Annotated in this window: 9 protein-coding genes; 1 reads left to right on the forward strand and 8 read right to left on the reverse strand. The window is 35.1% G+C overall.

Annotated elements, in window-relative coordinates; all coding sequences use genetic code 11:
- Positions 1-277: 277 nt before the first annotated feature.
- Positions 278-1711, reverse strand: a complete 1434-nt coding sequence (locus ESZ36_RS08215) for a DEAD/DEAH box helicase (RefSeq protein ID WP_146786201.1) — start codon at positions 1709-1711, stop codon at positions 278-280.
- Entirely contained in the window at positions 1708-2127 is a 420-nt protein-coding gene (locus ESZ36_RS08220) for a hypothetical protein (RefSeq protein WP_246129026.1), read from the reverse strand. The genes ESZ36_RS08215 and ESZ36_RS08220 overlap by 4 nt, the downstream gene beginning before the upstream one ends.
- 236 nt (positions 2128-2363) lie before the next feature.
- On the opposite strand from ESZ36_RS08220, the gene ESZ36_RS08225 reads away from it, so the two are divergent.
- Positions 2364-2582 carry a helix-turn-helix domain-containing protein gene (locus ESZ36_RS08225; protein ID WP_146786206.1) on the forward strand — a complete coding sequence of 73 codons (219 nt, stop codon included), beginning with the start codon at positions 2364-2366 and terminating at the stop codon, positions 2580-2582.
- Positions 2583-2676: 94 nt separating this feature from the next.
- Here ESZ36_RS08225 and ESZ36_RS08230 read toward each other — a convergent pair whose 3' ends face one another.
- Genes ESZ36_RS08230 through ESZ36_RS08255 form a run of 6 tightly spaced genes read right to left on the reverse strand, consistent with a single transcriptional unit; the run spans position 2677 to position 13249 of the window.
- Positions 2677-4035, reverse strand: a complete 1359-nt coding sequence (locus tag ESZ36_RS08230) for a hypothetical protein (protein WP_146786209.1) — start codon at positions 4033-4035, stop codon at positions 2677-2679.
- Positions 4032-6278, reverse strand: coding sequence for an ATP-dependent DNA helicase (locus ESZ36_RS08235; RefSeq protein ID WP_146786210.1), 2247 nt, complete (start codon positions 6276-6278; stop codon positions 4032-4034). The genes ESZ36_RS08230 and ESZ36_RS08235 overlap by 4 nt, the downstream gene beginning before the upstream one ends.
- Entirely contained in the window at positions 6265-6744 is a 480-nt protein-coding gene (locus ESZ36_RS08240; protein WP_211357775.1) for a hypothetical protein, read from the reverse strand. Before ESZ36_RS08240 ends, ESZ36_RS08235 begins: the two co-directional genes overlap by 14 nt.
- A 2-nt stretch (positions 6745-6746) precedes the next feature.
- On the reverse strand, positions 6747-7451 hold the full coding sequence (locus tag ESZ36_RS08245) for a hypothetical protein (protein ID WP_146786213.1): 705 nt from the start codon (positions 7449-7451) through the stop codon (positions 6747-6749).
- Between the two features lie 12 nt (positions 7452-7463).
- Positions 7464-9809 (reverse strand): hypothetical protein, encoded by a 2346-nt coding sequence (locus ESZ36_RS22490; protein WP_170235804.1) that lies wholly within the window; start codon positions 9807-9809, stop codon positions 7464-7466.
- Positions 9806-13249: a hypothetical protein gene (locus tag ESZ36_RS08255; RefSeq protein WP_146786216.1), complete on the reverse strand. Its 3444-nt coding sequence runs from the start codon at positions 13247-13249 to the stop codon at positions 9806-9808. The genes ESZ36_RS22490 and ESZ36_RS08255 overlap by 4 nt, the downstream gene beginning before the upstream one ends.
- Between the last annotated feature and the right edge of the window lie 54 nt (positions 13250-13303).

Here is a 13303-nt window from a genome sequence, read left to right on the forward strand (position 1 = left end):
GCCAACAAGGTGAAAGGTTGATTTCCCAATATCAATTCCAAGAATGTTAATAGTAGACATGATGATTCTCCTCATTTAATAATCTCCCTAAGTGTAGCTTAGGGGAGGCGGACCATCTTATTAGCGCCTTAGAAGTAATACTCTATTTTATTGTTATTTGGATAAATATTAAGTGGTACTCATGCTAGATATTTTCCAGTAATATTTTTTATTGTAGGTAGGGACCTTATTAGTACTTAGTAAAACCTAATTCCAGATGATTTCACTTAAATATTAATTAACGTAAATCACTCAACCCTAAAGCTATGGCTTCTTGTTTAAATTGACCAAATATATTGACCACTTTTTCATATGAGTCGGTCAAATAGTGAACGTCAGCTCTTGTGTTAACCCCATCCAACTCCTCATGCTTGATATTATTTCCAAAATTACTTAATTTAAGCTCGATCTTAGGGGGCGTCGATTTTGTCTTATCGAAAGTAACAGCATCAGGCTGCTTATCATCAATATCTTCTGGAGTGGCTGTTTTCATTTTTTCAAACTTAACTACATCAGCTTCAAAAGGAACATCTTGTTTAACTCTATAGGCGTACTCCAAAAGCTTAGGCTCAGCAGGCATATACATAATAGCTGTTTGGTTTTGACCATTGGTAACTCTAAGAATTCGACCTAATATTTGCCTAAAATGCATTTCCGTTTTTATGTTAGTGAGGTGGCAACAAACCTGTAATCTAGGAATATTGGTTCCTTCGCTGATCATGCCAACTGAAATGATCCATTTTTTCTTAGAATGTCTGAAGTTTCGAATGATGTTAGTTGGATCTTTTTCTTTATAGGTTACAACTATGGCATCTTCGTCAATGCAGGCCTTCATTAACATTACTATTTGTTTTGCATGCTCAACGGAAGAGGCTACAACTAATCCAGCTGCAGTGAGGTTGATACTTCTTATTTTAGTAAGATTTTTGTGTGCAGATGATATTAAAAATTTAATAACTGCTTCATTTTCTATTACTTCCTGATAAGGGATGATTGACTGTGATAGTAGGCACTTGAAGCTATTGAATGTTTTAGTTTCATCAGCATCAACAACGGATATATGATTATTATCCACAGCAATAATCTGAGGTATACGGCAAACATTATCCTGAATAGCCTCAGCAAGGCCGTAAATGTAATCACAGGAGATTTTGTTGCTAGGGTGCATATATTTAGAAAGTACGATAGGAGCAGCATCTGAACGCCAAGGGGTTCCCGTTAACGCTAAAGTAAATTTAGCCTTATCTTGAATGTTAACTATTATCTGCTCACCCCAAGCATTGGCATTATCAACATTAGAGCCTGCACAATGATGAATCTCATCAAAGATTACAAATACTCGATACTTTTTGAATAGCTGCCAAAAGTTATCATCAAGATATTGTAAGTTTTGATAAGTTAAAGAGTGACCTCTAGCTCCCATAAGTCCATCAAACCGTTCTTGGATTACTAGTTGCAAATTTTCGCTAAAGTCTTTGGAGACAATTGAAGATGGGGAAAAACAAATAATTAAATCAACAAGGTCATTTTTTAATAGTTGCTCAGCCAGCGCTGATGCCATCATAGTTTTTCCTGCACCTGGTGTTGCTAGTGCTAAGAAGTGAGATAACCCATTTAGATACACTTTAAGAGCTTTATTAATACATTCAGACTGCCACTTTCTTAGTTTCATACTGCTTTATTTTTACCATCAATTAATAAATTCTCTACGGCTTTTATTTTGCCTAGCAACCGAGAATTTTGTTCACGAGCGTTATTATATTGAGGTTGAAGCAATTCATATAGCTCAGGAAAATCATTACAAAGCTGCTTATATTCGCTTGATTCACCATAACTCATTAGTAGCTCATTTTTGTACTCGTTTAAACGTTCCTGAAGAGAGTTTTGTATAGTGTTACTGGCTGGGAGGATTTGGCTATTTTCATTACCATCTTCTTTGCATTCAAAAGTTAATTTATCAGCATCAAATAAATCTGTTTTGCTAAAATTTGTTATCTCTTTCTTCTTTGTAATAGTTTTTCTTAACCAGCCATTCTTTACTAGTTTTACTAGTTCGGTATAAACAAATCGGCGAGCAGCACTAGGCACTAAACTCTTGTCTGAATGCAGTGTTATATAGGCAGCTCTTAACTCTACAGCAGAGAAATGGTCAAAATTTGGTGCCGATATGATCTGAACCAATAGCCGATCCAACTTCATTTGTTACCCTAAAAGTATGTGAAACAATAGATTTTATTGTGTGGGATTATAATCCGTGGGATTATACTCTGTGATATTATAATCCGCAATATGGAATAGTCGCTCATTTACTTAGGAGTTTTCTAGTGAGTGAGCTATCTAAACGATTCGGAGAAAAAATTCGTTCAGTAAGAACAGCTAAAGGAATATCTCAAGATAAACTAGCCGTAAAGAGTCAAATTGATCGCAGTTACATTGGTCGTATTGATCGAGGCGAAGTAAATATCACAATAGACAAGCTATATATATTAGCTGCGGCTTTAGAATGTGAACCAGAAGAATTATTACCTAGAATGGTGAAATAAAGCTTTCTGATGCTATGAGTTAGATCTAGTCCTTATACTTTAGCGTTGACCTAGTGTGTAAAAGCAGGCAACAAATGACTAAATAAAGTTCAGTTTAACGTACTCTTTTCAGGCGCTCTATTTCCTGTCGTAATTTATTTACAATTTTTCGTTGCTCTTCAGCTAACTCTAATGCTTTTAAAGTTTCGAGGTTTTGGTACTCCTTTTGAGCTCTTAACTCTTGAAGCATAAGCTCCTGTTGGTAAACTTTCGTTTTAAATCCATGTCGCGTACGTGACTCTAAATATTCTTTTAGTAATGTTTTATGATTCTTATGAGTCATATTTTGTGACACTTGTAAGGCTACTGCATTTTCTTCTTTAGTAAATCCTAGTTCATCATTGATTGATGCTTGTATGTCCATTTGTTCGTTGGCATAGCGGTGGCGAAATGCGTAAAGACTCTTTCCTTTTGGCCAATTTAATTTTTTGGTTATAGCACTAAAAATCTTGGTTATTTCCTGAGCGGAAAGCGGTTTTCCATCTTTTTCATTCAAGAATAAATGACCATCATGTTTATTTAAGCCTATTGTATTAATAAACTCTTTAAGATCATTCTCTATAAATGAAACCACGCCATTGACTAATGTAAGAGGAAATTTAATAGGCATGTTGTTATCTCCTTTTTGTATGATGGGCGTAATATCTAAAATAGAGTCACTTGTATTCATTAATTCTGACTCTACAGTCTCTTTTCTAAACTGTAGCTTTGCAAAACCACTTAGTGTAATTGGTCTTGAACCTGTTTGGTCAACAATACGTAACATAAGCATTAAGCTAGCTCGAGTATACCCTTTGTAATTTACCCGTATGTAGTCATTAAGTTCGTCAAGCTCCCATTCTTCGGCTTTTTGGCTAGGGCCGCCGCTACTTTCTCCACAGTTAGAAAATGATTTAGGGTAAAGCTGTTTTTTTTTCGGACCATCTTTTTTAGATTTCGCTTTATCACGTAATGGGAGTGCTGAGGTAATTTGATATTTATCCCCCTGTTCAGGTTGAACACCTAATAAACTAGGGTGCAATCCTTGCTTTTGGGCCCAAAAATAGAATTCATATACAGGAGCTAGATAATCATGGTTTATGTTCCGTTTAGTCGTATTAGTATCTCCTCTCCACCTTGGATTGTTAATTGATTGTCTGAGTTGCCATTCGGCATAAACGCCTAATAATTCATCGTTTATATCCATCCAGTCGCGTTTATTATCTAATATATAGTTAAATAAGCTGCGGATAGCCTGCCGATAGGTTTCTATTGTGCTGTCATTATTTCCTTCTTTGATAATAAAATTTATGAAGTTTATTGCTGGCCAGATAACGTTACCATCACTATCTTGGTATACGTAATAAGTAACTCTGTGCAAGTGGACTTTCGTTTCATTAATTAAATCGATTTTATTGCCTGGAACTATATTCATAGACCCTTCTTAATTTTAATCTTGGATCCTATGTGACGACTGAAATTACTTTGTTCCGACAGTATACTTTTTTCAATAAACTCAGCATTACTGATCAAGACAATACTTTTTTTGGTGAAAGATACTGCGGTATATAGCCATGAATGATCTATTGGATAATTAGTATCCACGATCACGATAATATCATCAAAGGTACAGCCCTGAGCTTTAATGACGTTAATACAATAAGATAATTTAAGGGATAAGCAGTCTTCTTCTGTTAGATACTTAGAGCCTTCTTCAAAATCTACCTGAATAATACACTCTCTAAAATTAACCGTTTTCCGCGGAGTAAATATTTCTGATATTTTACCTATTGAACCGGTTGAAATACCGAGTTCTTTATTGTTATTTTCATAAATCACAGGGTCACCTTTAATGAACTTTTGATCATTAACTTCTTTGGAATCATAGCTTTTTTTGTAATTTCTTATAAGTTGGATTTCTTGATTAATATCTTGGCATATTCGGTTGCTTGAACTGAAAATCTGGAGAGGTTTATCCATTTTCTTTTTGTCATACCAAATGTTGAGCGCAGCTTTACACAGTGACTGCCTAGCCACAATTTGTGGAATATGCCATGTGACATTAGCTTCAGGGTTTATTTGATAGGGGGATATAATATTTTTAACGGTCTTAATATCTCTAATATATATCGCGTGTTTAAATTGATTTAAATCGGCTTCACTCCCTAAGTTGTAAGGTATATTTAGTGTGATAGATAAATGGGGGATAGCGGTTAACTGATGAAATAATATGCCAGCTCCAATAGGCGGTAATAATTTATCGTCACCAATTAAGCATAGACGACAGTCATTGGGTATCGCTTTTAACAACACATAGGCTGTTGCCGTATCAATCATCGATGCCATATCGATGATAATTAGAGCTTGTGATAAATCACTATTTTTAATCGATTCTTTTATGTGACCAATGAATGTAGATACATTTTCCGATTTTTTTCCATATTCAATAGCCAAGCGTTTTACTGAACTTTCTGTAGCGCTCAGAACAAATATTCTTTTGTTTTGGTTTTCATACTGTCGAATTATGGCCAACATCACCATTGTTTTTCCAGTGTTTGGACCGCCATTGATGATTGATAAATTTGATTTCAATGCAAGTTCAATAGCTTTAAGTTGAATACTATTCAGCTTAAATTCATTAGTACTATTGTCGAGACTTTGATCTCTTTCAAAGTCATTTAAAACGCTATTTTGTAAATCTACATTAGTGCTATTTTTATCACCATTAAGTGCATTCAATCTTCTAGCTACAATAGTCTCTAAAGACCAACACCCCAGGCTTTGTATAAATCCCGTTTGATGATGAACTAATAAGTTTTGTTCGCTGTGATGAAGAATATTACCAATATCATGTTCAATGCCTTCATTGATTAAGGTGTCTTGTACTATATCTATAGGAAGAGCCATGTGGCCGTTGGTATCGTAAGCCTGATATAAAATTGCTTCAATCGCAGAAATAACTCGACGAGGGTCTTTTTTGTTTATTGCAAAATATTTAAAGGCGGTTGAATCTAAAGTTCTCCAGTGGGAAAGTGCGTTCTGGGGTGGCATGAAGCTTAACAACCGATAAGGATCACTATTAATATTTTCTATAGCTTGAAGCCCATATAAGTTAATTAATTGTGGTAGTAAATTAATGGAGATATTTTTATTAATCAAAAAAGTAAGAAGTTTTCTTTCAAAGGTACACTGTAGCCAGCTTTGTAAGAGAGATTCAGCCAATAGCTCAGGCATTTTTAATTTTGGATGCGCGACCAATACGCTTGCTTCAACTGAGTCAAGAGTCTGCTTTAGTTTTTTAGGGAATGCATTATTGAGTTTTTTTACCCAACTATTACTAATACCTACGAATGACTTGTTCTGAATTATATAATCACAAATTATTGATTGGTCGGTATTGTTACTAATAATTAGGCGTTTACCTGATGCTACAACAAACTGAGGGCCGCATTTTACATCATTTTTATGCTCACCTTCTACTCTCCATATATCATTGACGGATGGAGGGTAATGCAAAACAGTATCATGACAAATAGTATTAAATTTATAATGTCCAACCTTAATTCTAAATGTTGCCGAGTATCGTTCTTTTCCGCGTTTAATCTCGGAAACACTAAGAACGACCCCTGTAAGGTTTGTAACCGAACCAGTTGTCTTGAGTAGTTTAAGTGATTTCATTATTCAGTATCAATTCACTATCAAGCTCTGAATCATCCTTTAGAACGTTATACGGAATATAGCGGCCAGTTAAAATAAGTAACTCCTCCGCTGCTAGGTTTCTCCGTAGCAACTCAGCATTTGACTTTGTACGTGCCAACTCTGCTTGAAGCTGGATTATCATGTCGTCTTTTTTGTTTAATAATGCAATAACATCATCTTCTGTAATCTTTGTATTACTCTTTGATGAATTTATCATATTACTTTTGGGGACAAAGCGACCCTGAATTTTTGTCCATAGTGCTTTTAATCTAGAGTTCGATTCCCAAGTTGATTTGGTGATGCCAAATTTCCTGCTAATAGCCGAACGATTGGGTTTCCCTTTAGATTGAGGTATAACTGGATTATCGGACAACCAACTTTCCACAGCATTAGCATTTAGTTCACCAATACGTTGGGTACTCATTTTTTTATTGCCTTTTTTCACGTTTATTTATCTCCTATATCGAAAGGGACTACGTTTGTTTTTTGCGTTAATTCCTCTGGATAAATGCCACTTTCGTTACTGATTTTAAGTAATTGCTTTTGTAATATAATGTTCTGTTTTTCTAGTTCCGTAATTTGTGATTTTTTTTGTATGTCAGCTTTATTTCGCCATTCTATTTCAACTTTATGTTGTGACTTCAGTCCTTCTAATTTCTGTTCTGCAATGTAAACCTCTGCTGTAAGGGTATCGTTTTCAAGTCGTAGGCCAATCATTTCATGGGCAATCGCCATATGATTTTGTTTTACACGAGTAACGGTCGCTTCTAACTCTTTGACTTTACTTATTCGACCACTATCTCTTTGTATAATCGCCTTTTCCTTTAAGCGTATAAACAAAGAAGCTATTGCTTTTGTACCCGTTACACGCTCTCTCATATAAGTAGGCGTAGCTTCCCAGGTTGTAGTCGAAGTCATTTGTTTTGGAATATTATATTTTTTAATAACATCAGAGTTGTTTTTAGATCCATTCCAATTACGTAGACCTGATACCGATGTTGGGAAATACTCTAATTCGAATCCCCCATTTTTCTCTATCATACGCGTCTTCTTGCTCGTTAGAGAAAAAGGGATCTCAGAGTTGAGCCATTTTTCAAGAATATCTATTTTCTGTTCAATACGCTTGATAGCTTCTTTACGTTGTATTTCCATAAATTAACTCCTTTAAAAACCTGTAAACAATGAATCGTTACGCTGCATCGTTCGTTCATGCTGTGTAACAATATGCTCTAAGTTTTTCGCTTGTTCTGTTGCTTGCATACGTTCAAGGAGCATGTAATCTTCTCCATTATTCGCCACTTCGCGTAAGTGCATTAAATCTTCTTTCATTATGTCTAAATGACTCTTTTTAACATCTTGGTAAGCACAACCTTTACATTGTATAGGGTCACATGGTGCTTTATGAGATTTAGCTTTGTTAGGCTGACGATGGCAGCTACTATGTGGTTTCGGTTGGTTTTTATGCCCGCGTTCACTTATGACTTTTGCCATTTCTAATGATTGATTATTAGGGGTAAGATCACTAAATGTAGTTTGATGTTTATCTTGCATATGCTTATTAAATCTTACACTTATATGTAAAATTTTGAATACTCGTTTTAAAAATGCGGGATACCGACCTGCCATGCTTTTAGTTCCCATCATTAAGTCTAAAATATCTGAAGCGGTTTTCTCTGTATCGACCTCTTGTATAATTTTATCTAATGCCTTATTTTCAGCCTTAGCTAATATTGCTGAAGACGTTTCTTCGGGTTGATTTAATTTAACTTTGTTCTGTAAAGTCTCATGTGTATTTCGTGCAACGGGATCTGTAACGTAAACCTCAGTTACTTCGGGATCTATATGACCTAATTGATGGCATAAAGCGAGTAAGTCACGATGTTCGTATTGATAATGATAAATAATGGCGTAGATTCGTCGGAAAATATGGGTGCCTTTTGCTAAACCGACATCATCACCGAGGGCTCGTTCTAGAAATTTATTTCCCGTGTAGCTACTGTCTTTACCTTTATTAAATTGGAATATCAAGGCACTCATATTATTTTGAGCATCGATATTGAATCGAGGAATATTAAATAAACCGTTATGTCCGTGACTATCCCAAGATTTTTTTAGCTCAAAAAGTACTCTCAAAGCTTGAGTACTGCTTTTATTTATCGTGTGCCAATTTCTTCCTCCTTGTTTTTCGTTATAGAAATATGCCTGGTACCAACCAGCTTCTTTGTCTTTACAACAGAAATGTTCCTCTTTTGCTATACCTATAATGGGATCGCTGATTTCAGCCTGTCGGCGAGCATTGTATATTTGTAAAATTATGAAACAAGCAGACATTAGGGCCGTAATGCATTCTGTCAGTGTCCATTTTTCTGAGTCTTGTTCTTTAAGATCAGGCCCATCTCGAGATATTTTAAAGCCCATTATTTTTTCAAGCTCATTTAACTGTTTGGATGAGGCCATTTTCTTCGGATAAAGAGTATCTATAATATATCGATTTCTTTGGTATTGTTTTTTACCATGCCCTTTTTCATTGCGAAGGTTTGTTATTTCCTTTACCACTTTAATAATTAAGGGTGAGGCTTTATTTAACCAGAGACTTGCTTCACCTAATAATTTTATGACTTGTTCTGTACCAAGATTTTTGGTTCGCCCTATTGCTTTACCTAGTTTATTACTAAGATAATATGGATCTTTAAAGGGCAAGAATGAAATGGAGTCTCCGTCATCCAATCGAGCAAGCGAATTCCATTGACAAAAAAGTGTATTGAGTGTTTTAGACGATGGTTGTGATAACCCCATAGTGCCTTTATCTTCGAAAGTATGAATTACATTTATCCCTGAACTTCTTAGTTCATGGCCTACTAATTTATAAAATGTCTTTGGGACCATGCTTTGAAGACTGGTAGTGCCAATTAATTTTTTGATTAATGATAGGTTTAGGGATCTATATCCATATTTTTTAGTGGGCTCTGTAAGGATAATTTTAATTAGTTCAATATCGGTTTTTATATTTTTCCACAGGGTATCGAACCTCTGAGGAAGTTGTAATAAATTAGGTACCCCACCTTTTTTCATATCGTTACAGAGACTTTTTATGTCTGACTTAGAAATAGTTTCTAGTTGGTAATGATCCTTTAGTAATGACCATTCTATAAATTTAATTATATTGGTCATTACAGACGTTGCTCCCCCTTTTGTAAACGAGGGGGTATGACCTACACCCTGAGCATAAATATCAATGGTGCTAACAATAGTTTTTGCATGATGTGGGTATAATAAAATAGGAACAGGATGTTCAAAGCCCCCTGAGCCGGGCACCCATATATCAGCTAAGTCTTGTTCAATAGTATATGTATGCCCTTCAACGGTACTGGAAAACTGTAGCACAGTTCCTTTGATAGTTAGCTTCTCGTCATCAACAGATAGCTCGTTAGCTGTCTCTGCTATTCGGTCAGAGATGTTGTTTTCAAAGAAATTAACCTCTTCTAAGGATAATATTTTAATTTGTTTCATTCATCACCAGATAGTTTGGATGTCAAAAGGAGTTCTGCCGAGCGATATATTTCAGGATTAGCTGTTTGCACAAAACGAGTTAACCCGAAAGTAAATCGCATTGCAGGGGCAATGTACTCATCAAAATATTCACGAGTGTATTTTATTAATAATTTGTCGTACCTTTCTATGAACCAACGTTGGTGCCTTAGGGTATGGACAAAGTCTTCAACGCTAATTAATACTTGATTGTGTGGGCATCCGTTTTCTGAGTGGCACTTACGGCCACTACACCATTGTTGGGATTTATTCGGCTTATCTATAGCAGACCAAATATCTAAGCAGGTTGAGCCATCAGGTAAAAGGAACCATTGTGGTAAATCACTTTCATCACTGGGGGACCCTAGTAACTTTAAATCTATATCGCCCTCGGATATCCCATATTCTTTTAATGCTTCAGCTCCCACATGCCTGAAAGTAACGGTTGCTTCCAATCGATGTTGGAAGTCTGCATTATTGGCATCATAGTAAATGCGAGCTAATGGGTGGTCGACGTAACCTACGGTTGTTTTCATTTGTGCGTGATTTCGCTCAATTTGACTTTGATGGATACTACCATCGACACCTTTTCTTACATTTATTTGATGTTTAGCTAGTTGTTCAATCCTGAACTTAGGAAGGCTGTAACGGAGTATAAAATCATCAATCATACTAGCATTTAAAAATGTAAGTCGTATCGAATCAGGAGTATCCCAGATAGATTCAGGATCAAAACCAAGTTCTTTCATATTATGGTAATGCAGTGAAAGTAACTCTACAGCTTCTCTAACTTCCTTGTCCGTGTGAGTAACTTCAACGGGAGTAGTTTTTTTCTCAACTTTATCTTTGTATCCCTGAATAAAAAAACTAGTGGTAGGTATCGGATAAGGTAGATCACTTCCTCGCAGGGAAGCTATTACATCTTTATTCCAGGTCGTATGGATTATTAGACGAATAAAACAGACCAATAATATTTGTCTCGGAAGAATAAATGGAGTCCAAAAAAATGACTTCATACTTGACCCGTTTTTTTTAAACCATACATGGAAGGCAGGATGTATTAAGTTACTTTTACCTTGGCAAAAGAGAGTGTCATTAACTGGTGTATTAGCACGTAACTGTAAAAAAGCGGCAAGTATCATTTCTCGTCCGAAGGTATATATAAAATTTTTCAACTTGGTTGTTGTATTTTTGTTATTGTCCTTTGATGTTTTAGCAACCCAATTTTGAACACCTTCAGGGATACTAAAAGTAAAATCTTCGTTATTATCACGATTCACAAGAGGACTTAGTTCATCTCGTAACTGTTGATATAGTTCCATTTCTTTTTGAGCAGCTTTTGTTATGGCAACAATTGGAAGTTGATAATAGTCATTGATTTTATTTTTCAGGTTACTGATAGAGTCAAAGTTATTCATGGCTGGAGGGGGGATAGCCTTGCCATTTACTTCACTTATAGGGGTTATTAGTTCAATATATTTACGCTCTTTCCTTACTGAAAATTGGGTCTTGAAGCCGCATTCATTTATTTTTAAACCACTTGAAATGGAGTGTGAATTTGTTGATAAAAATCGACGGAAAGTTTCAGATAATTTACCTTTATTGTTTCTATGGCTCCCCTCTATAATTTCTTCAAGGCGGAGAAATCCCTGCCGAACATTACGTTGATTAAGTTGCTTTAGGGAGGATGTAAGTAAATAACGTAAGGTAGAGTTAGCTTTGTGTTCTTCAATAGAAATGACAGACTCATTAAATTTTTTATTTATGACTTTTACCATTAACTGAATATCATGAATTATTGAACCAAATACAGGTGAATTTAGAGATTCTTTTGCCAGGTTATGTATTGCTACATTCAATATTCCATCATGGGTTAGAATATTATTAATTGGTAAAATATCCCATTCAAATTCACTTAATACCACCTTACCATTGATTTTATTTGTTATTTTAAAGGTGATGTTTTCTTGTTTAGGGAGTTCGGAAAAACAGCACTGATAATTAAGCTCTGAAATGGTTCTTCCATCGTCAATTTTTTCATTCTTCAAGGAAAAAAACTCAATCAAAGCATAAAAATCAGATTCTTTATCTTTACTTTCTTTGAGTTTTATTAATTTCTCTATAGCTTGAAGTGCCTGCACTACTTTAGTTCTGCTACATATTGTAACGGGGATACTTAAAAAATTGCCTACATTAATAAATGGTGAGTTTGGGTACTGGTGCTTCAAGATAAAATCAATCAATGTTTCCCACTGTTGAATCTTTATTCCAGAGTAATTACTCACTCTACTTTTAATAAATAGAAGAGCTTTTGTTAATAGACCGTCCGGTTTATAAATCGTAGGATTAAGGTATGTATTGAAAGAAATATCAATAAGCTGATTATCAGCAGTTTCGCCATGAATTTTTATAGGGTTAACACATCTCACTTCACCATCACGATTAAATCTCGTTGTGAATTTATGCTCATTTATAGAATTTTTACCCGCAATATTCCCCGCCCATTTATTTAGGAAGGTACGTAGAAAGGCACTTTTGTGCACCTTACTTTCTTTGGTTGATGCAGGGTAAGCATCGATCATGGATTCATATTCGATTAAACCATTAATAATTATGGCATCTGTGATATTTTCCTTTTCACTATTGAGTAATGTTTTTAATTTTGGACAGTTATATTGTGAAATATCACTTAGTGATTTTCTTATCTCAATTGCTATGTTGCATGACATTGAGGTACTTTCAGAAACGTTTAAACACTCGAAAAGTAAGCTGTTAGGTAACATAATTCCTGGTAAATAGTTAGAATCAAAGGGCACGAACCTTACTGCTTCGTTATCATCATGAACCATTTGAAGTGTGTATTCTCGTTCAGGCATATATAAAAAATCACTCTTATTTGATACTCCACCAAATAAGACAAGACAATCAATTGTAATTCCTTTATCAATTTTTCCACCGTATTTATTCAAAAAGGCCATAAATCCATTAATCCCTGTATGCGCACCTTCTCTACTGGATAAAATTGATATTATTTCAGCGTAACAACGATATATATCAATTGGCTTTATATCCCCAGGAGGAGAAATTAATAATGTTCGCGTAAATGGGATGTTTTTATGAAGAGCTAAATAAAGTAGTATCTTTGATACGGATACTCTGGAAACATAGCTTTCGAGTGATTTACTATCAGAAGATAAGTTGTCCCACTTTGAATTTGAAAAACACGTGTAAAGCAAGCCATCAGGTGTTAATAGTCCAGATATTATCGGGCTGTTAGTGTCTATAATTACACTGGACTCTCTAGAAGGTACCTTCTTTATCGCGTTATAATAATTATTTATTCCTTCAGCTAGCTCTTCATGTATAGACAACACATTAAATAATTCTTTAGTTACTTGTGAGTGGTGTGTTTTTACGTGCATATTTATTGTCTTATCAGCTTTTTTAGCCCATTCAACGAAATTTTCTACGGAAAC

The organism is Colwellia demingiae, assembly GCF_007954275.1.
Lineage (GTDB): Bacteria > Pseudomonadota > Gammaproteobacteria > Enterobacterales > Alteromonadaceae > Colwellia > Colwellia demingiae.

What these genes read in the sequence shown, in the direction of transcription:
- ESZ36_RS08215 (WP_146786201.1), bottom strand. Translation starts at nt 1,711, where the DNA reads ATGAAACTAAGAAAGTGGCAGTCTGAATGTATTAATAAAGCTCTTAAA.
- ESZ36_RS08230 (WP_146786209.1), bottom strand. Translation starts at nt 4,035, where the DNA reads ATGAATATAGTTCCAGGCAATAAAATCGATTTAATTAATGAAACGAAA.
- ESZ36_RS08235 (WP_146786210.1), bottom strand. Translation starts at nt 6,278, where the DNA reads ATGAAATCACTTAAACTACTCAAGACAACTGGTTCGGTTACAAACCTT.
- ESZ36_RS08245 (WP_146786213.1), bottom strand. Translation starts at nt 7,451, where the DNA reads ATGGAAATACAACGTAAAGAAGCTATCAAGCGTATTGAACAGAAAATA.
- ESZ36_RS22490 (WP_170235804.1), bottom strand. Translation starts at nt 9,809, where the DNA reads ATGAAACAAATTAAAATATTATCCTTAGAAGAGGTTAATTTCTTTGAA.
- ESZ36_RS08255 (WP_146786216.1), bottom strand. Translation starts at nt 13,249, where the DNA reads ATGCACGTAAAAACACACCACTCACAAGTAACTAAAGAATTATTTAAT.